Source organism: Pseudomonas sp. AC242, from assembly GCF_979258655.1.
Genome location: NZ_OZ409873.1, coordinates 1 through 23,955, shown reverse-complemented (window position 1 = coordinate 23,955; position 23,955 = coordinate 1). Strand labels below are relative to the sequence as shown.

At 57.7% G+C, this 23,955-nt stretch carries 11 protein-coding genes, 2 tRNA genes, 3 rRNA genes and 1 pseudogene; 2 read left to right on the top strand and 15 right to left on the bottom strand.

Annotation, left to right across the window (positions count from 1 at the left end):
• Position 1: 1 nt before the first annotated feature.
• Complete coding sequence (locus ACZZ0A_RS00085) at positions 2-1,276, bottom strand: beta-ketoacyl-[acyl-carrier-protein] synthase family protein (RefSeq protein ID WP_123375820.1); 1,275 nt, start codon at positions 1,274-1,276, stop codon at positions 2-4.
• A gap of 8 nt (positions 1,277-1,284) precedes the next feature.
• Positions 1,285-1,854 carry an acyl carrier protein gene (locus tag ACZZ0A_RS00080; RefSeq protein WP_007911613.1) on the bottom strand — a complete coding sequence of 190 codons (570 nt, stop codon included), beginning with the start codon at positions 1,852-1,854 and terminating at the stop codon, positions 1,285-1,287.
• Positions 1,855-2,367: 513 nt separating this feature from the next.
• Here ACZZ0A_RS00080 and ACZZ0A_RS00075 point away from each other — a divergent pair.
• On the top strand, positions 2,368-2,712 hold the full coding sequence (locus ACZZ0A_RS00075) for a cupin domain-containing protein (RefSeq protein ID WP_007911615.1): 345 nt from the start codon (positions 2,368-2,370) through the stop codon (positions 2,710-2,712).
• 161 nt (positions 2,713-2,873) lie between these two features.
• Here the strand turns inward: ACZZ0A_RS00075 and mmsB are convergent, their stop codons facing one another.
• Together mmsB and ACZZ0A_RS00065 are read right to left on the bottom strand one after the other, a co-directional pair.
• A complete protein-coding gene (gene mmsB, locus ACZZ0A_RS00070) occupies positions 2,874-3,776 on the bottom strand; it encodes a 3-hydroxyisobutyrate dehydrogenase (protein WP_007911617.1) in 903 nt (300 codons plus the stop codon).
• A gap of 9 nt (positions 3,777-3,785) precedes the next feature.
• Positions 3,786-5,312 (bottom strand): CoA-acylating methylmalonate-semialdehyde dehydrogenase, encoded by a 1,527-nt coding sequence (locus tag ACZZ0A_RS00065; protein ID WP_095114177.1) that lies wholly within the window; start codon positions 5,310-5,312, stop codon positions 3,786-3,788.
• 149 nt (positions 5,313-5,461) lie between these two features.
• Here ACZZ0A_RS00065 and ACZZ0A_RS00060 point away from each other — a divergent pair, with 149 nt between their 5' ends.
• A complete protein-coding gene (locus ACZZ0A_RS00060) occupies positions 5,462-6,409 on the top strand; it encodes a LysR family transcriptional regulator (protein WP_095114176.1) in 948 nt (315 codons plus the stop codon).
• Here ACZZ0A_RS00060 and ACZZ0A_RS00055 read toward each other — a convergent pair.
• The 11 genes and pseudogenes from ACZZ0A_RS00055 to ACZZ0A_RS00005 form a co-directional block, all read right to left on the bottom strand.
• Positions 6,406-6,858, bottom strand: a complete 453-nt coding sequence (locus tag ACZZ0A_RS00055; RefSeq protein WP_463544070.1) for an OmpA family protein — start codon at positions 6,856-6,858, stop codon at positions 6,406-6,408. The two genes, ACZZ0A_RS00060 and ACZZ0A_RS00055, sit on opposite strands and share 4 nt — an antisense overlap.
• 47 nt (positions 6,859-6,905) lie before the next feature.
• Positions 6,906-8,174: a diguanylate cyclase DgcN/YfiN gene (locus ACZZ0A_RS00050; RefSeq protein WP_123375823.1), complete on the bottom strand. Its 1,269-nt coding sequence runs from the start codon at positions 8,172-8,174 to the stop codon at positions 6,906-6,908.
• Complete coding sequence (locus tag ACZZ0A_RS00045) at positions 8,171-8,746, bottom strand: regulatory sequestration protein YfiR (RefSeq protein WP_007911622.1); 576 nt, start codon at positions 8,744-8,746, stop codon at positions 8,171-8,173. The genes ACZZ0A_RS00050 and ACZZ0A_RS00045 overlap by 4 nt, the downstream gene beginning before the upstream one ends.
• 119 nt (positions 8,747-8,865) lie before the next feature.
• The gene (gene recD / locus ACZZ0A_RS00040; RefSeq protein WP_095114173.1) at positions 8,866-10,974 is read right to left on the bottom strand and encodes an exodeoxyribonuclease V subunit alpha; all 2,109 of its coding nucleotides are present in this window, start codon (positions 10,972-10,974) and stop codon (positions 8,866-8,868) included.
• Positions 10,971-14,659, bottom strand: a pseudogene (recB, locus tag ACZZ0A_RS00035) (exodeoxyribonuclease V subunit beta). The gene recD and the pseudogene recB overlap by 4 nt, the downstream one beginning before the upstream one ends.
• Positions 14,656-18,108 (bottom strand): exodeoxyribonuclease V subunit gamma, encoded by a 3,453-nt coding sequence (recC, locus tag ACZZ0A_RS00030; RefSeq protein WP_463542348.1) that lies wholly within the window; start codon positions 18,106-18,108, stop codon positions 14,656-14,658. Before recC ends, recB begins: the two are co-directional and overlap by 4 nt.
• Positions 18,109-18,262: 154 nt before the next feature.
• Positions 18,263-18,378 (bottom strand): 5S ribosomal RNA (gene rrf / locus ACZZ0A_RS00025).
• A 150-nt stretch (positions 18,379-18,528) separates the two neighbouring features.
• Positions 18,529-21,422, bottom strand: a 23S ribosomal RNA gene (locus ACZZ0A_RS00020).
• Between the two features lie 233 nt (positions 21,423-21,655).
• A tRNA-Ala gene (locus tag ACZZ0A_RS00015) sits at positions 21,656-21,731 on the bottom strand.
• Positions 21,732-21,741: 10 nt separating this feature from the next.
• Positions 21,742-21,818: transfer RNA gene (locus tag ACZZ0A_RS00010), tRNA-Ile, on the bottom strand.
• 123 nt (positions 21,819-21,941) lie between these two features.
• Positions 21,942-23,482: ribosomal RNA gene (locus ACZZ0A_RS00005) — 16S ribosomal RNA — on the bottom strand.
• Together the 16S, 23S and 5S rRNA genes with 2 tRNA genes alongside form the textbook arrangement of a ribosomal RNA operon.
• Positions 23,483-23,955 lie beyond the last annotated feature (473 nt).

Here is a 23,955-nt window from a genome sequence, read left to right as displayed (position 1 = left end):
GTCATGCCCTCCCCAGAATCAGCGAGCTATTGATGCCGCCGAAGCCGAACGAGTTGGACATCACCACGCTGATCGGCTGTCGTACCGGCTCGCTCAAGAACTTCAGCGAAGGGTATTCGGCACGCTCGGGGGCGTAATTCAGAGTGGGCAACAGCACACCGTCACGCAGGCTCATCAGTGACAGCACTGCTTCGATCGCACCACTGCCTGCCAGTGAATGGCCGATGGCGGACTTGTTGGCGGTGAAAGTCATGAAGTCCTGGCATCCGCCGAACAGACGCTGTAGCGCCAACGCTTCACAACTGTCATTGGCCTGCGTGGAGGTGCCGTGGGTGTTGACGTGTTGCACGGCGCTGCGCAGCAGCCCGGCGTCCTCGATTGCTGCTTCCATGCATTCCTCGTATTTACTGCCATCGCGGCTGCTGGAGGTCATTTTCTGCGCCTCGCAGACATTCGCGTAACCCAACACCCGGCCCAGTGGCGCGGCCTTGCGCCGCTGCGCGTGTTCAGCGGATTCGAGAATGAGCATCGCCGAGCCTTCGCTGAGGACAAAACCGCTACGGTCAGGCATGAACGGGCGGCTCTGTTCGCTCGCCGGCAAGTCGGCCTGACAGAGCGCGCCGAGGCTGTTGAACATGTAATAAGGCAATTCATTGGCCATCAGTTCGACGGCGCCGCAGATAGCCAGATCGATCTCGCCGCGCTCAATGGCCCGGTAAGCACTGCCGATGGCCATGGTGCCGGCGGCACAGGCATCGGAATGGGTCGAGATGTGATCGCGGATGCCGAGCCGATCGGCCAGGTGTTGCGTCTGTTGATCGACGCGCCGGATGAAGGGCACGCTGGACGCTGCCGGACTGTCCAGCAGACGGTCGAGGTCGACGCGGCCGGCCTCGTCCATGCAACGGCTGAGCCGCTGCAGGTCGTGGCTGTCGGCACAGTATTTGTTGGCGCCCAGAAACAGACCGCTGCGACTGTGGGCAAAGTCTGCCGGCGTCAGGCCGGCATGCTCCAGCGCCTGCCGGGCAACGTATTCGGCCAGCACACTTTGCCGTGGGTGCAGCGCCGCGTTGCCGCCGAAACCGGCGCCGATCCGCTGCCACTGCGTATCGTCGATAAACCCGGCTGCGCTGTTGTTGAATCCCAGTGCCTTGAACCGGGGATGTTCGCGGACACAGGATTGCTTCCGGCAAATCCGCTCGAACAACGTGGCAGCGTCCAGCGCCATGGGCGCCACCAGACCGAACCCGCTCACATAGACTTCTCGTGCCCGCATGAGAACTCCTACACCGCTTCTTTGGTGTGAGTGGTAACAAACTGCTCAACCAATTGACGCGACACTTCATCGCCATCCGCCGGCACCAGACGCGCACTGCACGCGCCGCAGACCACTTGTTGGCGCTCGTTCAGAATCGCTTGGTGGGCGTTGCAATCCGGGCAGGTCGCCGGCAGGTAGTTGAAAAGATTGCGGCACTGGTTGGCCCAGTTACGCACGGTGGTCGCGGCGAACACCTGAGCCGGCTGCATGCCCGCCTTCAGTTGATCCGGGGTGTAGGCGCTGAGGCTTTGCTCAAGCAGGTGCTTGCCGCTTTCGGTAATGCGACCGTTGGCGAGAAACTCGCTGGCATCACCGCAAACCGCCACTGCATGGTCGAGCACGCTGGTTTTCGGCAGTGTGCAGCCATATTGGCGGCCCAGTTGGAAGCTCAGGTCGACGATGTCCAGCGAGTCGGCACCGAGGTCTTCGACAATGCTGCTGTTTTCTTCGATGTCATTCGCATCCATCACCAACAGCTGTGCGAGGATTTCGCGAGTGCTGGCAACGACATGTTCCAAGTCCAATGGATTGTTCATTTCTATCTCCCTATATGTCGTGACTACTTCATGAATTCGACTTATGAAAAGTAACTTTTCCCACAGCAACTTCTCACGCGGCGGGAATCTAAACTCTGCCCTTAAGGGGAGAGTCAACGAACTATTCAAGGTTTTTTTACAACTCGAAAAAAGTCTGCAAAACCCCACAGACACCGCACCTCCTTGGTGCGGCGAACGACTTATTTACTTAACAAAGACGGGGTATGGTGGGGCGCCCGCGCTATCGGGCAGGCTGACTATCGAAAGCAACTAAGGACACAACGGAACCGACGTACTAAAAGCAAAAACCAGACAAGTAAAATAGTTATAACTTCATAACCTTTGTTTTAGATCAGTACTGCCGTTAATTGATTTTGCTGGAAGGTTTACGCTTCCATCCGTAAAACGCTGGCAGCGTTTATGGATATCTGAATGTCGAGCACAGACATCTGGGCAGAGGCACGGCGCTATAGGGTGCAGCTTCCGTTTGATCGCCTTGTCTGGAGCCGACACATGACTGCCCCTATCACCGTTCTGCGCGACACCCACCCGCTGCCGATACTCGACGCCTGCAAATGGGAAAAACTCGAAGGCGACCCGCACACCGTCAACCTCAATGCCTACACCAGCGAAGACGGCAGCAAGATCATGGGCACGTGGATCTGCACACCAGGCAAGTGGCGCGTTGATTATGTGAAGTGGGAGTACTGCCATTTCCAGGAAGGCTACTGCGTGATCACCCCGGACGGCATGGCGCCGATTCACCTGCGTGCTGGCGATATCTTTGTGGTTGAACCGGGCATGAAAGGCACGTGGGAAGTGGTCGAGACCGTGCGCAAATATTTCGTGTTTGCCTGATGCAAAAAAGCCGGGAGATCACCCGACGTGATTTCCCGGCAAATGTCCCAGATTCACTCAAATCCCTGTGGGAGCTAGCCTGCTAGCGATTGCGATCAATCTGGCAAAAATGAGTTGCCTGACACTCAGCCATCGCTAGCAGGCTAGCTCCCACAGTTCGTTCAGCGCTGTCCTTCTATTGCAGGCTTGCGATAGCTGTTGATTATCGCCGAGAAATCCTTCCCGCCGTCCCCGCGCTGACTCATCGCCTGATACAACTGCTGCGCCACCGCGCCGAGCACCACCGGTTGGTGCGCCTGACGCGCCGCTTCGGTCGCCAGACCCAGATCCTTGAGCATCAGTTCCGCACCGAATCCACCGGTATAACCGCGCGAGGCCGGCGCCGTTTCGACGATGCCCGGCCACGGGTTGTACATTTCCGAACTCCAGCAGCGCCCGGTTGAACTGTTGATAATCCCGGCCAGCACAGTCGTGTCGATGCCCAGTGCATCGCCCAGCGCCATCGCCTCGCTGACGCCAACCATCGAGATGGCCAGCAGCAGGTTGTTGCAGATCTTGGCGATCTGCCCGGTGCCGACTTCACCGCAATGCACAATGTTGCGGCCCATTTGCGCCAGCACCGGTTGCAGGGTGGCGAACAGTTCCGGAGTGGCGCCGACCATGAAGGTCAGCGTCCCCGCCGTTGCACCGCCAGTGCCACCGGACACCGGCGCATCGGCCATGGCTACGCCTTGTTTCGCCGCAGCCGCTGCCACATCGCGGGCCGTCTGCGGATCAATGGTGCTGCAATCCACTGCCGGCACACCTTGGCGAATACCAGCCAACACACCGTCCTCACCGAGCCAGACGCTGCGCACATGCACAGCGGCCGGCAGCATGGTGATCACCAGTTCGGCATCCTCGGCAGCCTCACGCGCCGAAGCACGAATGCTGCCGCCCAGTTGCTCCAGCTCCGCCAGCACGGTTTTGTTCAGGTCGACCAGACTCAGCGAATGGCCGGCCTTGATCAGGTTGCGCGCCATCGGCGCGCCCATGTTACCCAGACCGATAAATGCGATTTTCATGGCAGTTCCTCAGCGCAGGTTGATAGTGGTGTTCACGCCGTCGTTGACGCTGTCGTCATCGAACCAGCGCGCCGTGACCGTTTTGGTCTGCGTGTAGAACTGCACCACTTGCTTGCCGTACGGGCCGAGGTCGCCGAGTTTCGAACCGCGCGAACCGGTGAAGCTGAAGAACGGCACCGGCACTGGAATCGGGATGTTGATACCGACCTGACCGACGTCGATTTCCGTCTGGAATTTACGCGCCGCCGCACCGCTCTGGGTGAACAGACCCGTGCCATTGCCGAACGGGTTGGCGTTGACCAGCGCAATCGCCTGATCGAGGGTGTCGACTTCCAGCACCACCAGCACCGGGCCGAAGATTTCCTGGGTGTAGATCTGCATGTCGGTGGTCACGCCCGAGAACAGGGTCGGGCCGACAAAGTTGCCTTGCTCGTAACCCGGCACCTTGATGTCGCGACCGTCCAGTTCGAGCTTGGCGCCTTCTTTGATGCCGCTTTCGATCAGGTCGAGAATCCGCGCTTTGGCTTTTTTCGAGATCACCGGACCGACATCGGTGCCCGGCTCGCTGCCGGCGTTGACGGTGAGTTTCTGCGCCAGCGCTTTCAGATCCGGCAACCATTGTTTCGCCGCGCCGACCAGCACCACCACCGAGGTGGCCATGCAACGTTGCCCGGCCGCACCGAAACCGGCGCCAACCAGCGCATTCAGCGCTTGCTCGCGATTGGCGTCGGCCAGCACCACGGCGTGGTTCTTCGCGCCCATCATCGATTGCACGCGTTTGCCGTGCTTGCCGGCCAAGTCGTAAACGTGGGTACCGACAGCGGTCGAACCGACGAAGGACACGGCTTTGATGTCCTTGTGCGTGCACAGGCCATCGACCACATCTTTACCGCCATGAACCACGTTCAACACGCCCGCCGGAACGCCGGCCTCAATCGCCAGCTCGACCAACAACATGGTCGACAGCGGATCCTGTTCGGACGGCTTCAAGACGAAGGTGTTGCCGCAAGCGATGGCCATCGGGAACATCCACAGCGGAATCATCGCCGGGAAGTTGAACGGCGTGATGCCGGCGCACACGCCGATTGGCTGGCGCAGGGTGTAGGTATCGACACCGCCGGCGACGTTCTCGGCGAACTCGCCCATTTGCAGGCTGCCGATCGAGCAAGCGTGCTCGACCACTTCCAGACCACGGAAAATATCGCCCTCGGCGTCGGCAATGGTTTTGCCCTGCTCGGCGCTGAGCACCACGGCAATGCGTTTGGAGTGTTCGCGAATCAGCGCTTGCAGCTTGAGCATGATGCGCATCCGCGCGCCGATCGGGGTCAGTTTCCAGGTCTGGAAGGCGCGCTGTGCAGCGCTGACGGCGGCATCCACTTCTGCGGCAGTGGCAAACGGCACTTTGGCCAGCACTTGCTGGGTCGCCGGGTTGACGATGTCGTGCCACTCGGTGGTCTGCGACTCGACCCATTCGCCATTGATCAGCAGCTTGACCTTCTGGACCGTGGTTTCGTTGGGCGTAAGCGATGCGTTCATGCTGGTCTCCGAAACTTGTTTTTATCGTAGGAGCCAAGGCGAAAGGTTCGCCTTGAGATGAGGCGTGTGTCACGAATTGGTTGTCGGACTGTTTTTGGAGTATAGATGTGCAAACTTCTAATAAGAACGCACATATAAGCCCGTCCATCATGCAAAAAAACATCACCTCGCTAGGCTCGCTGAACTGGGACGACCTCAAGTTTTTCCTCGAAGTCGCCCGCACCCGCAAGGCCAGTACCGCCGCCAAACGGCTGGCTGTCGACTACACCACCGTGTCGCGGCGGATCAGTTCGCTGGAAGCGGCATTGGGCACTTTGCTGTTCGAGAAGTCGCGAACCAGCGGCTTCGTCCTGACCACCGAAGGCCAGCGTTTGCTCGGTTATGCCGAGTCGATCGAAAGCACATTGCACATGGCCTGCGAGCAGGTGTCAGGCTCCGGTGTAGCGTTGTCTGGGCATGTGCGCATGGGTTGCACCGAAGGCTTCGGCAGTTTTTTCATCACCCCGCAGCTGAGCCATTTCGTCGACGCCTACCCGGCGATCTCGGTGGACATCCTGCCGCTGCCGCACTTCATCAGCCTGTCCAAGCGCGAGGCCGATATCGTCATTGCTCTGGAACGCCCGGAGCATGGACCGTACGTCTGCTGCAAATTATGCGACTACCGTTTGCAGCTCTACGCAACCCAGGACTATCTGGACCAACACCCACCGATCCGCCGCCCGGCAGACTTGGGCAAGCATCAATTCATCAGTTATGTGGATGACCTGGCGTTCAGCTCGGAGCTGCTCTACCTGGCGAATGTGCTGCCCGGTGCCAGCGCCAACTTGCGCAGCACCAGCGTGATCGCACAGTTTGTCGCCGCGCAGCAAGGGCGTTCTCTAGCGATTCTGCCGTGCTTCCTCGCCGCTCAGGATCCGCGCCTGCTGCCGGTACTGCCGGAGGAAATCGACATCACCCGGCAGTTCTGGATGTACTGCCGGGAGGATCTGCGCAAGCTGAAACGGATCACCCTGTTGTGGGACTACATCCGTGAGGTGACTGAGCGAAATCAGGATCTGTTGATGGGCAAGACGCGCGAAATGCAGTTCGCCGACTAGTCGGCGCTGACCACAATCGAGACCCGGCGATTTTCCGTGCGACCGGCCGCCGTATCATTGGACGCTACCGGCTCTTTGCTGCCCAAGCCCTGCAACTGGATGTTCTCTTGTTTCATGCCGACCGTGCCCAGCACGCTGGCGACACTCTTGGCACGGCGCAGCGACAGTTGCTGGTTGTAGGTTTCCTTGCCTGATGCGTCGGTATGACCATCGACGCGCACGCGCTCGATGCCGACACTCAGCAGGGCCTTACCGATGCGCTCGACGATCTCGGTGCTTTGCTGGTTCAGGCTTTCGACGTCGCTGCCAAACAGCACTTTGCCGGACAGGCCAAACTCCCAGCCCTCGTCAGTCAGTTCAAAGCCCTGTTGTTTGAGGACCGCGACTTGCGCCGGGCTCAGGCCTTTTTGTGGCGCAGTCTGGCAACCGGTCAGGGCCAGAACGGCCATCAACAGCACAGCGTAAAAAGATCGAATCGACAGTGTGAACACGAGAGTCAGCTCCTGGTTTGAACGGAATCGACCGGGTGCTCCGCCCCGGCCGTGAATTGGGCGCCGCGCGACAGGCGCTTGGCTTGATACATCGCCGCATCGGCAGCATCGAGCAAGGCCCCGGGCGTAGCGCCATGATCGGGAAAAACCGCAATGCCGATACTGAGCGAGGTCACCACACTGGTGTCGCCCGGCAGCGCGATGGGCATGTCCATGCTGGCGAGGATCTTGTCGGCAATACGCTCGGCATCTTCGACCTTGTGCAGCGGCGTGAGCAGCACGGCGAACTCGTCGCCACCCAGCCGCGCCACCAGATCCTCTTCGCGCAACTGCGCACGAACGCGATTGGCCACCGCCACCAGCACCGCATCACCGGCGGCGTGGCCGAAGTTGTCATTGATGCCTTTGAAGCGGTCGCTGTCGAGAAACAACACGGCAACGCGCTCATCGTGTTTGCTGGCATTGCGCAACGCGCGGATCAAGCGTCCTTCGAAAAACGCTCGGTTTGGCAGACCGGTCAGGCTGTCGTGACTGGCCTGGTGAGCGAGGGTTTCGTTTTCGTTTTGCAGATGGGTTTGCCACGACTCCAGTTCGTCGAGCAAGGCGTTGAAGTCATTGCCGAGGTTGTCCAGCTCAGCGATCTGCGCCGGTGGTACACGGCGGTCCAGCGCTCGTTCGCTGCGTGCGGCGTGGGCCACGGCGGCCAAGCTGCGCAGGGGGCCGGTGATTCCGCGTAACTGGCGCCGCGCCAGGTAGAGCGCGACCCAGGCGCTGATCGCGGTACAGAGGATGATTCCTGCCAGACCGCTGAGCAGAAAACGCATCAGGCTGCCGCCATGACCGGTGAGCAGTACACGACCGATTTCACGGTCCTGATGCTCGATCGGCAGGCTGATGGGTTTTTCCAGGACGGCGCGGGTGATCTGCATTTCCAGCTCAGAGAACAAACCGTTTTCCGGGCGTTGCCAATGCGCGAGCAGTTGTCCCTGGCTGTCCAGTACCTGGGCATCAGCGACCTCTTCGGCAGAAGCAATCAGCGCCAGCGATTCGTTGGCGGCCGTCTTGTCGTTGAACACTACTGCGGCTTCCACGGTGTAGCTGATCGAACGGGCGATCAAATGCAGGTTGTGATCGGCATAAACCCGTAACGCCAGTACGCCGAGCAACGTCAGCGAAACACTGGCCATCGCCACGCCCACCAGCGCGACCGTCAAATGCCCTCGGCCAATGACCGAGCCCAGCGTTGGGCGGCTATTCGATCTGAACAGGTTCATGGTGCCGCCGGTTTGCGACGCGACAATTGCAGCACGCTGGGGTGAATGCGCACGCCGCTGCGGGCAACGGAGTCGAGATTGACCTCGAAGGACACTTGCTCATCGCCAACGCGCAGGCAGAACAGGCTACCGACCGTGCATTGATCGCCACCTTCGCTGATACTCAGTACTGGATGACCAATCAGCGAAGCGAACAAGCGAGTGCGTTCATCCGCCGTAAGTTTGCCGATGTAAACCGCATCGCATTCGCTGACGATGGCCGGGTTGTCGGCCAGCAGGCGACGTACGGTGACCGGCCGGCCAGTGGCTTGCGTGGTGCCTTTGACCAAGTCGTCGGTGTATTCGGTCGGGCCAACGATGCACAGGCGCAATTGCGCCGGCTCCACCGGCCAGCGCGCGTAGCTGAGAATGCCAAGAACGACCTGAGTGACAGATTTGGCCCGTTGTTCGGCCATGCCCGTCGGCGCTTGCGACTGTGCGACAGCCGCCCCCGTCAACAACCAGAGCAGACCGACAAGCAACGCGTGCTTGCAGACAACTACGCGCCCTGTCGCCCAGACAGACACCTTCATGCAGGGATTCTCTTGGATCGTAGCGAAATGATGCCGCAACGATAGCACAGCAGTGAAACACCAGCGAGACAGTGACCACTGACCGGTTGGTCAGTAATCGCCACCCATCGTCGGGATTCTCACCTCGCGGGCACGCCCCCTTCCTCCAGTTCCAGCATCAGCCCGCTCAGGCGTTTGACCTTTCGCTGCACCGCTTCCTCAAATACCCCCGGCCGGGATTCAATCAGGGTGAACCAATGCTTGGCCCGGGTGATGCCGGTGTAGATCAATTCTTTGGTCAATACCGGGTTCAAGGCGTCGGGCAGGATCAGCGCGGTGTGGGCAAACTCCGAGCCCTGGGACTTGTGCACCGTCATGGCGTAGACGGTTTCGACGTCATTGAGCCGGCTGGGCAATACGAAACGCACGCCGCCCTGGCCATCGTTGCGCGGGAACGCCACGCGTAACACCGGTTTGCCCGCGTCGGGTCCTTCGCGCTCGGGCAGCTTGAGGGCGATCCCGATGTCGCCGTTCATCAAGCCCAGACCGTAATCGTTGCGAGTCATCAGGACTGGCCGACCTTCGTACCATTGCTGATCGCTTTCGATCAGACGGGCCCTCAGCAGCGCGGCGGTGATCCGTTGATTCAGACCTTCAACGCCCCATGGCCCTTTGCGCACTGCACACAACAGCTGAAATGTATCGAACGCCTGCAAGACTTCGCGGGCCCAAATAATCCAGTCCGGATGTTCGAGGGGTCTGCCCGACGGTGGACGCTGATCACGCAGAACACTCAGATAATGGCGGTAACCCTGCGGGCCGTCGCCGTGCCCCTCCAGCAACAGGCGCTCCAGTTTATGATCCTGTTCGCCCTTGAGCGGCAACGAATACACATCGTCATAGTGCCCGGCCGCGAGCAACTGACGCGCTTCATCCGGCAGCTGCTGATTGACCCGACGCGCGAGCTGACCGATCCCGCTGCCCTCGCCGAAACGCCGGGAGTGACGCAGCATGACCACTTGCTGGGCCAGCGGGTGAGCACCCTCGACGTCTTCATGCAAGCCACTGTCCTGCAGCGACTCACCGCTGACCGATTCCAGCCACTGTCGGGTCTGCGGGTTGTACCAGCCACCCTCGGCATCCCGGCACAAATCGCCTAGCACTGCGCCGGCCTCAACAGAAGCCAATTGATCCTTGTCACCGAGCAACACCAGTCGTGCATGGGCTGGCAAGGCATCGAGCAGATTGGCCATCATTTCCAGGTCGATCATCGAAGCTTCGTCGACCACCAGCACATCCAATGGCAGGCGATTGCCTGCATGATGCCGAAAGTGCCGGGTGCCGGGACGACTGCCCAGCAGACGGTGCACGGTGGTGACGTCGCAAGGGATCTTCGCCCGCACCTCTTCGCTGACTTTCAGCGACTGCACTTGTTGGCTGATGGACTCGGTCAGCCGCGCCGCAGCCTTTCCCGTCGGTGCCGCCAGACGAATCCGCAGCGGATGACCGGTGGCGACTGCCGGCGCTTGCAGCAGAGCCAGCAACCGCACCACTGTGGTGGTCTTGCCAGTGCCCGGGCCGCCGGTGACGATGCTGAAGGCGCCACGGGTCGCGATGGCACAGGCGAGTTTCTGCCAGTCGATCACCTCACCGGTTCTCGCTGATCCGAACAACTCATTCAACCGCTGCGGCAGATCGTCCGGAGTCGGCTCGACTTGTTGCAGACGCTCGCGCAACGCCGTGTCGATGCGCCGTTCGTAGGTCCAGTAGCGTCGCAGATACAGGCGTTTGCCCGACAGCACCAGCGGGCGTTGCTCTGCGCTATCACGGGTGTCCGCCGCCAGTGCGACCAGGGAGCTGCTCGCCAGAACCTTGCACCAGTGAGCGCCATCGAGCGCCTCGAGCAATTGCGAAGGCAGCAGCAACACACCACCTTGCACGTCTCCTTCGGGGGGCAGCGACAGCGCGAAGTCAGGAGCTTTCAGGGTTTCATACAGATCGAGACAGACATGACCGTGGCCAAGTTGATGACTGGTCAGGGCGGCAGCGAGCAGCACCAGCGGATCCGTATCGCGCTCGAGTTCGTGAAGGAACGCGACGAATGCTTTGTCCAGCGCACGCAGCCAGCCACGCTCGACCCAACGAGTGAGCAAGATCAACAGATCATCGGCGCTGGTCAGCGGCGAAAGCCTCGACAGGCTGTCGGCTGCCAGCGGCGTGGGGAGCAGATCGGCAAAGGTGCGGCTCATAGCAGGACTCCCTGTTCCCAGGCGGGCTCGGTCTTGGGTTCAGGTTTTCCTTGAAACATTCGGTCGAGACGTTCGATCAGCTCACGTGGCGGCCGGGCGAAATACACCCCGCGACTGTCAGCACGTGTGCCACGCAGGAACAGATACAACGCGCCGCCGACATGCCGGTCGTAATCGTAATCAGGCAGTCGTGCCTTGAGCTGGCGATGCAACGCCAACAGGTACAGCACGTATTGCAGGTCATAACGATTGTCGAGGATCGACTGTTCCATGGCCTGCTCGGTGTAGGCCAGGTCGTCCACGCCGAGCCAGTTGGATTTGTAGTCGGCCACGTAGTAACGGCCATTGTGTTCGAAGGTCAGGTCGATAAAACCTTTGAACATGCCGTTGAGTTGCACCGGTTCTGCCGCCACACGGGCCACGCCCCTGTGCGTGTGCTGACGCACCAGTTCGTCGAGTTTGACTACATCGACTTTATGACTGGCGAACCAGAATTCCATCTCGACCCGATACTGCTTCAGTTGCTCCAGAACAACTGGCGGCTGCCCACCTGCAATCGGCAATGGCGACTGCAGTAAATGTTGCAGCCAGTCACTCAGAGTATTGATCCAGCCCTCCCAGCCGCGCAAATTGCAGCGCCGGGCAATCGCATCTTCCAGCGCTTCGCGGGAAACGGCGAAGCCGTCGTCACCGGCCCATTCCAGCAAACCGTGAAGAAACGTTCCCGGATTGGGACCGCGCGGGAAGCGGTGGATATCGGCACCGCCGGCAATGATGTCGCGCGGCGCGTCGGGATCAAGGCGTTCGTCATCAAACAGCTTTTGCGCTTGCGGGCTGTCCGGTGCTTCATCGCTGCCGATACTCAACACATCGCTGATGCGCAGAGCGCTGTAGGAGGCGATCCACCAGTTTTCGCTGGCTTTGCGCTTGGGCAACAGTGTCGCACTCAGCACGGCATCGTTGCGCGGGGGCTGGTAATGCTCGTCGGTGGGTTGGGGCATTTCATCGATATGGATAGCCGGGCAATCCTGTTGCAGGTCTTGCAGCCAGCGTTTCAGTTCGCTGGACTCGCCAAGCGATGCGCCACCACCAAGCAGATAACCCAGCGCCGATAGGTGCAGCACCGAGCTGTTGTTATTGCCTCGTTTGAGATCCGTCACGCCTAACCAGCAGGCATGTTGTGCGCGAGTCAACGCAACGTAGAGCAAGCGCAAGTCTTCGGCCAGACGCTCATCGTCCGCTTGCGCTACCAACTCGGCAGTTGGTTTCAGGCTCACCTGAGCCCTGCCCTCGGCGTCGTGATAATGCAGTGGCAAGCGACTGCCATCCACGGGTTTTGCCGAGCAAATGAACGGCAAGAACACCAATGGATACTCCAGGCCTTTGGACTTGTGGATGGTCACGACCTTGACCAGTTGCTCATCACTTTCCAGACGCAGAATCTGCTCTTCGCCGGCCTGGCCGGACACTGCCAACAATTCGGCCAGATGGCGAATCAGCGCTTGTTCACCGTCCAGTTCCGCAGCCGCTTGCTGCATCAACTCCGACAAGTGCAAAAGGTTGGTCAGTACACGCTCGCCATCGGTGCGTTTCATCAAGGTTTGCGGCAGGTGGAAGTCGTGCAGCAGGCGGCGCAACATCGGCAGCACACCTTGCTTGCGCCATAGCTCGCGATAGCCACGGAACTGCATGACCCGGGTTTCCCAGACCAGTTCGTCCTGGTTCAGACGTTCCAGCTCGGCCAATGGCAGGTTCAGGGTGATACAGGCCAATGCGGCTTTCAGGGAGCGCTCGACATCCGGCTCGGCACAGGCCTTGAGCCAGGACAGCAGATCGTGAGCTTCTTGAGCCGCGAATACCGAATCCTTGTCCGACAGATAAACGCTGCGCACACCTCGGGCGGCGAGTTCAGCGCGAACGGCCTGGGCTTCTTTGCCGTCGCGCACGAGAATCGCAATGTCGGACGGCCTCAGACCTCTGAAGTCTTTGCCGTCCTGAACAAACCCCGCGTCAGCGCTTTGTCCGCCATTGAGCAGCGCGGTGATTTCGCTGGCGCACGCCGCTGCCAATTGCTGGCGATAGACCACGCCGGACAGTGGCTGGTCGCTGGACAAGTGCCAGACATTCAACGCTGCGACTTCCTGCCCGGCAACCTGCAGGCGTTCCTTGCGGCCCTGAGATTCCACGGGCAGGAACGGCACCGGGTTGTCGCCGTTTTTCTCGCGGAACAAAAACGCGCCGCGTCCCTGCTCTCGGGACTCGGCGCGCTCGAATACATGATTGACCGCGTTGACCATGCCATGGCTGGAGCGGAAGTTGGTGCCCAGTGTATGCAGTCGGCCAGTGGTGGCCTGACGCGCGCGCAGGTAGGTGTAGATGTCTGCACCGCGGAAAGCGTAGATCGCCTGCTTCGGGTCACCGATCAGGAACAGGCCGGTCTCGGGACTGTTCACTTCGATGCGATAGATGCTTTCGAAGATTCGATACTGCACCGGATCGGTATCCTGGAATTCGTCGATCAGTGCGACCGGGAACTGCTCGCGAATCAACGTCGCAAGACGTTCGCCTCCATCGGATTGCAGAGCGGCATCAAGGCGCAACAACATGTCGTCGAAGCCCATCTCGGCGCGACGCCGCTTCTCTTCTTCAAAGCGTGCGCCTACCCATTTGGCAGCATGTTGCAGCACAGCGGCATCGGGGGTCGGCAATGCATCGAGGCTCGACTTGAGCTTTGACATGGCATCCAGACCCGGGTGACCTGGAGCCTGGCCTTTCCACGCTTCCGCCATCCCGTCGGGGGTCAGTCGAGTGAAACCAGTACCGATATCCAGTTGCTCCAAGGTCTCGTCTTCGGCCCATGCCTTGAGCTTTTCGAACCACGGCTCAAAGTAACGCGCCTGCATCTTGCGCCCGTCGACGGTTTTGCTCGCGACGCCTTGCTGGCAAATGGCGAGCAATTCGTCTGCCCACTGGCGCCAGGGCATTTTCAGTTCGATCAACGCCACGCGGCGTTCTTGCAGACACTCATCTATAAGCTCCGCAGGCGCCTTGCCCTCGTCGCTGTCACGCTCACTGGCGAACAGCCCGCGCACGCGAGGCAATAACGCCGCCGGCCCCCCCAATTACTGCGAACCCAATTCAAGGCATCGCCCTGCATCGGGTAACAGAACAGTCGCCAGTAATCGCGCAGCACTTCGCCGAGCAAGTCGCTGTGATCGGTTTCCAGGGATTGGGTGAACAAGCTGCCGCTGTCGAACGCATGCTCACGCAACATGCGCTGACACCAACTGTGGATGGTTGAGACGGCGGCCTCGTCCATCCACTGCGCGGCGACATCGAGGCGGTTGGCACAACCGGGCCATTGTTGGGTGTCGAATTGGTCACGCAATTCGGCGATCAATGCATCGGGCGCAGCCGTTTCGTCACGAAAGAATCGAGCTGCCTCGGCCAAACGCGTACGTATGCGCTCACGCAACTCCTTGGTCGCGGCATCGGTGAAGGTCACCACGAGAATCTGTGGTGGCAGCAATTCGCGGCCGAATCCACTCGCCTCATCACCATGCCCGAGGATAAGCCGCAGATACAAAGCCGAGATGGTAAAGGTTTTACCGGTACCGGCACTGGCTTCGATCAACTGGCTGCCCTGTAGGGGAAAGGCCAGTGCGAGGGGAGTCTTTGTACTCATGCGCGAGTCCCTTCGGTGGACAGCGAACGCCAAGGCGCTTCAAACAGTGGGCGATACAACGCGTCGCACCAACCGGAGAATGTTTCGTCCTCCAGCAATGCATCGAAGTCGGCGTATTGCCGGGACAACGCCGGGCTCTCGCGGCGCTCACCTTCGCTGGTCTGCCCGTCACCTTCATACGCTTTACGTGCCACGGCTTCGGCCTTCAGAGGGTCGGTCTGGGAAAGCCACGCAAAAGCGGTTTTTACCGCGATTGGCAGTGGCTGTCGCATGCCTGCCTGCCAGGCGAGGAGCAAGTCGCCAAGAAAACGTATCGCCCGCGCTGGCTCCATGGGTTCAAGCAGCAAGGTATCGTCGCTGGCGACCAACGCTGTCGTCAGCGAAAGTCCACTGGCGCAGGCCACCAGATGATTGATCCAAGGCTTGGTCAGGCGATGCCATTTGCGGCTTTTGATCGAGCCAATGTTGTTGGGAATGGTCGTGACCGACAATAGGCCACCGTCGGTGCGCTGGTGCAAACCGGCAAGCCAGCCTTCAAGACGCAAACCCTGCAACTCTAGATTGATCGGCATCGCACTGTTCAGAGGGGTCGGCCAGAGTGTCAGCAATTGTTGATAACGCTGCAGCAAATCCGGCAAAGGTTCGATCAGCTCTCGTTGCAGGCACTCGCCGAACCCGGCCATTGGCAGCAGACCGCTGTTCTGCAGACGGCGGGCCTGGGCAGTCAAAGCCTGATCGACATTGTCCGGCTGCCTGAGAGCGGCTTCGAGCAGGCTGTCGCTGAGCGTATAGCGCTGCAATGCGTCCAATACGAAGGGTTCTTCGTCAGCCAGCGGTGCTTCGGCAGCCTCGAAATACACCTTGAGGCGCTGGGTGAAAAAATGCCGAACCGGATTGCGTAAAAAATCCTGCAACAAAGCCAGGCTCAACGGCTCCTCCTGCACATAAGGGGTAAGTAGCTGAGTTTCGTTTTGAGGCTCATGCTGTTGATGCAGAACCTGCCATTCGCTGGCATAGCTGAAGAGTTGATCGCCGTCATGAAAATAGCGCGCACTGAACGGTTGCAGCGGATGCTCTTGCGTCATGGCACTTAACAGATCACCGCTTTCGTCGAGCAATCGCCAACCGCTGGCGAGGTGATCGCGCAACTGGCCGATCAACACGGAAGCCGGTCGTTCACTGTTGTCGCGAATGCTGCGGCCGACCCAACTGATGTACAGCTGATTGCGCGCTGACAAAAGTGCTTCGAGCAAAAGATAGCGGTCATCTTCACGCCGCGAACGATCTCCCGGACGGTAGTCGCTGCCCATGAGGTCGAAGTCCAGCGGCGGCTGCGCCCGTGGATAGTCGCCGTCGTTCATTCCCAGCAGGCAGACCAGTTTGAACGGAATGGCACGCATGGGCATCAGCGTACAGAAGTTCACGGCGCCAGCCAGAAACCGCTGAGACAATCGCCCTTGGTCCAGCCCCGCGAGCCAGGCTTCACGAACCACGGTCAGTGGTAGCTCATCCGTCAGACCGACGGCCTCACACGTTTCCAGCCAGGTTTCGCGCAGTTCCTCGAGTTGGGTCAACAAATAATCGTCATGCTCGTTACTAGCCTTGAAGAACAGTTGCATCAGCGCCTGCAAACGGTATCCCCACTCCTTGGGTTGAGCGGGTTGGGTGAGCTGTTGGTGGGCAAGTTCCAGGGCATCGAGCAGAGCCACCAACGGCCCGATGAGTGCGGCGTCGAGTCCGCCGATCTCATCGTAGGGTTCAATTCCTTCACACGCATTGGCACTGCCGACGGCGTAACCGAGAAGCATGCGGCGCAGACCAAAATGCCAGCTGTTTTGCTCTAGTTCGTCGGGTAACCCCAGGCCCGCGCGTTGCTCGGCGTTCATGCCCCAGCGCACGCCCGCACCTTCGATCCAGCGGTGCAGTGTTGGCAGGTCGCGCTCTTCCACACCAAAACGCGCGCGAAGTGCGGGAACGTCGAGCAGGTCGAGGATTTCACTGACCGGGAAACGACTGTCGGGAAGCTTGAGCAGGTGTTCGACTGCGATCAGCAGTGGATCGCGGCCGCGCTGCCCCTGATCGGCCAATGTGAAGGGTATAAATCGCGGATCATGGCGATCAAGCTGACCAAATACTGCGCGGATATGCGGTGCGTAGCTATCGACGTCAGGCACCATCACGATCACATCGCGCGGACGCAGATGCGGGTTGGCACTAAAGCGCGCGAGAAGCTGGTCGTGCAGTATTTCAACTTCACGTTGAGCGCTGTGGGCAATGTGAAAACGGATCGACTCGTCCTTTGCCAGATCGACAGCAGGCCAATGTTCACGTGTTTCGTTGAGTGGGCGCAACTCCAGGATATCGTCCTGTAGTTGATTGAGCAGATTGTGTGGTTGAGTTTCGCTGAACAGGTCTATGCGGCCATCGCGAAAAGCCGCCCGATAGCTATTGGGATCGTCATAGCTGTCGAGCAGGTTTATGTAGTCCCGGCCTTGTTTGCCCCACGCAGCCAACAGTGGATGGGCGTGTTGATGCAGCGTTTCAGGGTCCAGCACTGCGGGCATTCCAGTCTTGCGCGATTGCCGTTTGTATTGATGCCGCAGCAGATCTTTGTCGGCGACAATATCGGCCCAGTGGTGCCGGCAGGGGTTGTGTACACACAGCAGGACCTGACTGAAACGCGCAAGCCCGGCCAGCGCCTCAAGCACTTGGGCTGGCAGTGAAGAAATCCCGAAAACGATCACTCGCGATGGCAATCCCGCAGGCGCTTCGGTGAGGTTGTTGATGCGTTCGATAAACCGTTGATGAACGCCGGCACGACTCTGCGCCATACCTTGCTCGCCCACGTCATCCAGCAGCGCACGCCACAGTTCTGCCTGCCAACAACTGGTCGGGGGCAGTGGCTTTACTTCTCCCCTGACGTTGCGCAGTTGATGCCGACCTTCGGCCCAGTCTTCAAGCCAGTCGGCCCGGTACACCTGATATTGGTCGAACAGATCCGCCAGGCGTTCGGACAATTGATAGCGTTTGCGCAGGTCGGCGTCGTGGGTAAGGAAGCGTTGCAATGGCTCGAAATGCGGGCGATCAATGACCTGTGGGAGGAGGCGCATGAGACGCCAGGTCAGCGGGGCCTTATCGAGCAGGGATTTGGGAGGAATTTCATCTCGGCCTAATACCATGCGATAAAGCTGCCACATGAAACTGCCCGGCAGTTGCACATCAATCGCCGCCGCAATGCCGCAACCTCCGAGGTCGTCGTCCTCTGGATCTTCAGCCAAAGCGAATTTGAGCCACTGGGCAATACCGTTGCTCTGCACCAGAGCGATTTCGTTTTCCAGCGGGGCCAGTGGATAGCGCCGCATTATGCTGATCACAAGGCTGCGCAGCTCGTCCAGGCTATTGCTCTGGACCACCATGAATGCAGCGTTGAGGGACTGGGCGTCCGGCATAAGGGTTTCCTTGGAGAAGTACAAAAGCCAGGGCAGAACCTTAGCATTGTCGGCAGGGTATGACAGCCGGACGGCGTCCGTGAATGCTGTAAGAACTTTCCTGCGGGCAAAACAAAACCCCAACTGCTTTCGCAATTGGGGTTTCGGAATTTAATCTTGACGATGACCTACTCTCACATGGGGAAACCCCACACTACCATCGGCGATGCATCGTTTCACTGCTGAGTTCGGGATGGGATCAGGTGGTTCCAACGCTCTATGGTCGTCAAGAAATTCGGGTACTGAGTCGTGGCCTGTGGCCTCGCTTCAGCAAATTGGGTATGTGACAGCTGGTGTTTTGTGAGTCTTTCGAACTTTCGGTTCGTTTCGTCTTCACACACCGCAATCTGGTCTCTTCGACGCAAATTGCTTGGGTGTTATATGGTCAAGCCTCACGGGCAATTAGTATTGGTTAGCTCAACGCCTCACAGCGCTTACACACCCAACCTATCAACGTCGTAGTCTTCGACGGCCCTTCAGGGAACTCAAGGTTCCAGTGAGATCTCATCTTGAGGCAAGTTTCCCGCTTAGATGCTTTCAGCGGTTATCTTTCCCGAACATAGCTACCCGGCAATGCCACTGGCGTGACAACCGGAACACCAGAGGTTCGTCCACTCCGGTCCTCTCGTACTAGGAGCAGCCCCTCTCAAATCTCAAACGTCCACGGCAGATAGGGACCGAACTGTCTCACGACGTTCTAAACCCAGCTCGCGTACCACTTTAAATGGCGAACAGCCATACCCTTGGGACCGGCTTCAGCCCCAGGATGTGATGAGCCGACATCGAGGTGCCAAACACCGCCGTCGATATGAACTCTTGGGCGGTATCAGCCTGTTATCCCCGGAGTACCTTTTATCCGTTGAGCGATGGCCCTTCCATACAGAACCACCGGATCACTAAGACCTACTTTCGTACCTGCTCGACGTGTCTGTCTCGCAGTCAAGCGCGCTTTTGCCTTTATACTCTACGACCGATTTCCGACCGGTCTGAGCGCACCTTCGTACTCCTCCGTTACTCTTTAGGAGGAGACCGCCCCAGTCAAACTACCCACCATACACTGTCCTCGATCCGGATAACGGACCTGAGTTAGAACCTCAAAGTTGCCAGGGTGGTATTTCAAGGATGGCTCCACGCGAACTGGCGTCCACGCTTCAAAGCCTCCCACCTATCCTACACAAGCAAATTCAAAGTCCAGTGCAAAGCTATAGTAAAGGTTCACGGGGTCTTTCCGTCTAGCCGCGGATACACTGCATCTTCACAGCGATTTCAATTTCACTGAGTCTCGGGTGGAGACAGCGCCGCCATCGTTACGCCATTCGTGCAGGTCGGAACTTACCCGACAAGGAATTTCGCTACCTTAGGACCGTTATAGTTACGGCCGCCGTTTACCGGGGCTTCGATCAAGAGCTTCGCGTTAGCTAACCCCATCAATTAACCTTCCGGCACCGGGCAGGCGTCACACCCTATACGTCCACTTTCGTGTTTGCAGAGTGCTGTGTTTTTAATAAACAGTCGCAGCGGCCTGGTATCTTCGACCGGCATGAGCTTACGGAGCAAGTCCTTCACCCTCACCGGCGCACCTTCTCCCGAAGTTACGGTGCCATTTTGCCTAGTTCCTTCACCCGAGTTCTCTCAAGCGCCTTGGTATTCTCTACCCAACCACCTGTGTCGGTTTGGGGTACGGTTCCTGGTTACCTGAAGCTTAGAAGCTTTTCTTGGAAGCATGGCATCAACCACTTCGTGTTCTAAAAGAACACTCGTCATCAGCTCTCGGCCTTAAGATCCCGGATTTACCTAAGATCTCAGCCTACCACCTTAAACTTGGACAACCAACGCCAAGCTGGCCTAGCCTTCTCCGTCCCTCCATCGCAATAACCAGAAGTACAGGAATATTAACCTGTTTTCCATCGACTACGCTTTTCAGCCTCGCCTTAGGGACCGACTAACCCTGCGTCGATTAACGTTGCGCAGGAAACCTTGGTCTTTCGGCGTGGGTGTTTTTCACACCCATTGTCGTTACTCATGTCAGCATTCGCACTTCTGATACCTCCAGCAAGCTTCTCAACTCACCTTCACAGGCTTACAGAACGCTCCTCTACCGCATCACCCGAAGGTGATACCCGTAGCTTCGGTGTATGGTTTGAGCCCCGTTACATCTTCCGCGCAGGCCGACTCGACTAGTGAGCTATTACGCTTTCTTTAAAGGGTGGCTGCTTCTAAGCCAACCTCCTAGCTGTCTAAGCCTTCCCACATCGTTTCCCACTTAACCATAACTTTGGGACCTTAGCTGACGGTCTGGGTTGTTTCCCTTTTCACGACGGACGTTAGCACCCGCCGTGTGTCTCCCATGCTCGGCACTTGTAGGTATTCGGAGTTTGCATCGGTTTGGTAAGTCGGGATGACCCCCTAGCCGAAACAGTGCTCTACCCCCTACAGTGATACATGAGGCGCTACCTAAATAGCTTTCGAGGAGAACCAGCTATCTCCGAGCTTGATTAGCCTTTCACTCCGATCCACAGGTCATCCGCTAACTTTTCAACGGTAGTCGGTTCGGTCCTCCAGTTAGTGTTACCCAACCTTCAACCTGCCCATGGATAGATCGCCCGGTTTCGGGTCTATTCCCAGCGACTAGACGCCCTATTAAGACTCGCTTTCGCTACGCCTCCCCTATTCGGTTAAGCTCGCCACTGAAAATAAGTCGCTGACCCATTATACAAAAGGTACGCAGTCACCCAACAAAGTGGGCTCCCACTGCTTGTACGCATACGGTTTCAGGATCTATTTCACTCCCCTCTCCGGGGTTCTTTTCGCCTTTCCCTCACGGTACTAGTTCACTATCGGTCAGTCAGTAGTATTTAGCCTTGGAGGATGGTCCCCCCATATTCAGACAAAGTTTCTCGTGCTCCGTCCTACTCGATTTCATGACTAAGAGATTTTCGCGTACAGGGCTATCACCCACTATGGCCGCACTTTCCAGAGCGTTCCGCTAATCTCAAAGCCACTTAAGGGCTAGTCCCCGTTCGCTCGCCACTACTAAGGGAATCTCGGTTGATTTCTTTTCCTCAGGGTACTTAGATGTTTCAGTTCCCCTGGTTCGCCTCTTGCACCTATGTATTCAGTACAAGATAACCATCTTATGATGGCTGGGTTCCCCCATTCAGACATCTCCGGATCAAAGTCTGTTTGCCGACTCCCCGAAGCTTTTCGCAGGCTACCACGTCTTTCATCGCCTCTGACTGCCAAGGCATCCACCGTATGCGCTTCTTCACTTGACCATATAACCCCAAGCAATCTGGTTATACTGTGAAGACGACATTCGCCGAAAATTCGAATTTCTCAACTAAGAGAACTCACAAATTTTACCTTAGCCTGATCCGTTACCAGTGAAAGTAACGTTCAGTCTATCTTTCTATCACATACCCAAATTTTTAAAGAACGATCTAATCAAAAGACTAGAAATCAATATTCTCAAGGAATACTCATTTCTAAGCTTTCAGAAGCAGTTATATGGTGGAGCCAAGCGGGATCGAACCGCTGACCTCCTGCGTGCAAGGCAGGCGCTCTCCCAGCTGAGCTATGGCCCCATAACAAAATTGGTGGGTCTGGGCAGATTCGAACTGCCGACCTCACCCTTATCAGGGGTGCGCTCTAACCAACTGAGCTACAGACCCAATTTCGAGCGCGTAACTGTTAGCTTGGAGCTATCAGCTTGGAGCTTAAAGCTGCTTCTATCGTCTTCTTCAATGAATCAAGCAATTCGTGTGGGAACTTATGGAGCAGCTGATGTCGTCGATTAAGGAGGTGATCCAGCCGCAGGTTCCCCTACGGCTACCTTGTTACGACTTCACCCCAGTCATGAATCACACCGTGGTAACCGTCCTCCCGAAGGTTAGACTAGCTACTTCTGGTGCAACCCACTCCCATGGTGTGACGGGCGGTGTGTACAAGGCCCGGGAACGTATTCACCGTGACATTCTGATTCACGATTACTAGCGATTCCGACTTCACGCAGTCGAGTTGCAGACTGCGATCCGGACTACGATCGGTTTTATGGGATTAGCTCCACCTCGCGGCTTGGCAACCCTTTGTACCGACCATTGTAGCACGTGTGTAGCCCAGGCCGTAAGGGCCATGATGACTTGACGTCATCCCCACCTTCCTCCGGTTTGTCACCGGCAGTCTCCTTAGAGTGCCCACCATGACGTGCTGGTAACTAAGGACAAGGGTTGCGCTCGTTACGGGACTTAACCCAACATCTCACGACACGAGCTGACGACAGCCATGCAGCACCTGTCTCAATGTTCCCGAAGGCACCAATCCATCTCTGGAAAGTTCATTGGATGTCAAGGCCTGGTAAGGTTCTTCGCGTTGCTTCGAATTAAACCACATGCTCCACCGCTTGTGCGGGCCCCCGTCAATTCATTTGAGTTTTAAGCCTTGCGGCCGTACTCCCCAGGCGGTCAACTTAATGCGTTAGCTGCGCCAGCTAAGAGCTCAAGGCTCCCAACGGCTAGTTGACATCGTTTACGGCGTGGACTACCAGGGTATCTAATCCTGTTTGCTCCCCACGCTTTCGCACCTCAGTGTCAGTATCAGTCCAGGTGGTCGCCTTCGCCACTGGTGTTCCTTCCTATATCTACGCATTTCACCGCTACACAGGAAATTCCACCACCCTCTACCATACTCTAGCTCGACAGTTTTGAATGCAGTTCCCAGGTTGAGCCCGGGGATTTCACATCCAACTTAACGAACCACCTACGCGCGCTTTACGCCCAGTAATTCCGATTAACGCTTGCACCCTCTGTATTACCGCGGCTGCTGGCACAGAGTTAGCCGGTGCTTATTCTGTCGGTAACGTCAAAACAGCAAAGTATTAATTTACTGCCCTTCCTCCCAACTTAAAGTGCTTTACAATCCGAAGACCTTCTTCACACACGCGGCATGGCTGGATCAGGCTTTCGCCCATTGTCCAATATTCCCCACTGCTGCCTCCCGTAGGAGTCTGGACCGTGTCTCAGTTCCAGTGTGACTGATCATCCTCTCAGACCAGTTACGGATACGTCGCCTTGGTGAGCCATTACCTCACCAACTAGCTAATCCGACCTAGGCTCATCTGATAGCGCAAGGCCCGAAGGTCCCCTGCTTTCTCCCGTAGGACGTATGCGGTATTAGCGTTCCTTTCGAAACGTTGTCCCCCACTACCAGGCAGATTCCTAGGCATTACTCACCCGTCCGCCGCTGAATCCAGGAGCAAGCTTCCTCTCATCCGCTCGACTTGCATGTGTTAGGCCTGCCGCCAGCGTTCAATCTGAGCCATGATCAAACTCTTCAGTTCAAACATCTTTGGGTTTCTAAGAAACCCTAAACTTGGCTCAGCAATCGTTGGTTACATCTTTGATTTCTCGCGGAGTAACTTGTGATGCTGATAATCTTGTTGACTATCAGTCTGACTCCACAAGCACCCACACGAATTGCTTGATTCAGTTGTTAAAGAGCGGTTGGTTAAGATCTTTCGTCTCAACCGAGGCGCGCATTCTACAGCAGCCTCATTTGCTGTCAAGTGATTATTTTCAGAAGTTTTCGAAGAATTCTTCAACAACTTCAACCACTTGCGCTTCAGATCTCTCGTCAGCGGGAGGCGAATCTACAGCGTTACACGCTGCTGTCAACACCTCTTTTTCAACTTCCTTTCGGCTTCGATAAACTGAAGCAGCTCACTGCCGAAACCTACATAACTCATTGAATCTCAAGGAGTTTTCCGTTTCGACTGCGCCGGAAGTGGGGCGAATTATAGACATCTGAAATCTG

Coding starts and splice junctions, on each gene's coding strand:
- ACZZ0A_RS00085 (WP_123375820.1), bottom strand. CDS start 1,276: ATGCGGGCACGAGAAGTCTATGTGAGCGGGTTCGGTCTGGTGGCGCCC.
- ACZZ0A_RS00080 (WP_007911613.1), bottom strand. CDS start 1,854: ATGAACAATCCATTGGACTTGGAACATGTCGTTGCCAGCACTCGCGAA.
- ACZZ0A_RS00075 (WP_007911615.1), top strand. CDS start 2,368: ATGACTGCCCCTATCACCGTTCTGCGCGACACCCACCCGCTGCCGATA.
- mmsB (WP_007911617.1), bottom strand. CDS start 3,776: ATGAAAATCGCATTTATCGGTCTGGGTAACATGGGCGCGCCGATGGCG.
- ACZZ0A_RS00065 (WP_095114177.1), bottom strand. CDS start 5,312: ATGAACGCATCGCTTACGCCCAACGAAACCACGGTCCAGAAGGTCAAG.
- ACZZ0A_RS00060 (WP_095114176.1), top strand. CDS start 5,462: ATGCAAAAAAACATCACCTCGCTAGGCTCGCTGAACTGGGACGACCTC.
- ACZZ0A_RS00055 (WP_463544070.1), bottom strand. CDS start 6,858: ATGGCCGTTCTGGCCCTGACCGGTTGCCAGACTGCGCCACAAAAAGGC.
- ACZZ0A_RS00050 (WP_123375823.1), bottom strand. CDS start 8,174: ATGAACCTGTTCAGATCGAATAGCCGCCCAACGCTGGGCTCGGTCATT.
- ACZZ0A_RS00045 (WP_007911622.1), bottom strand. CDS start 8,746: ATGAAGGTGTCTGTCTGGGCGACAGGGCGCGTAGTTGTCTGCAAGCAC.
- recD (WP_095114173.1), bottom strand. CDS start 10,974: ATGAGCCGCACCTTTGCCGATCTGCTCCCCACGCCGCTGGCAGCCGAC.
- recC (WP_463542348.1), bottom strand. CDS start 18,108: ATGCCGGACGCCCAGTCCCTCAACGCTGCATTCATGGTGGTCCAGAGC.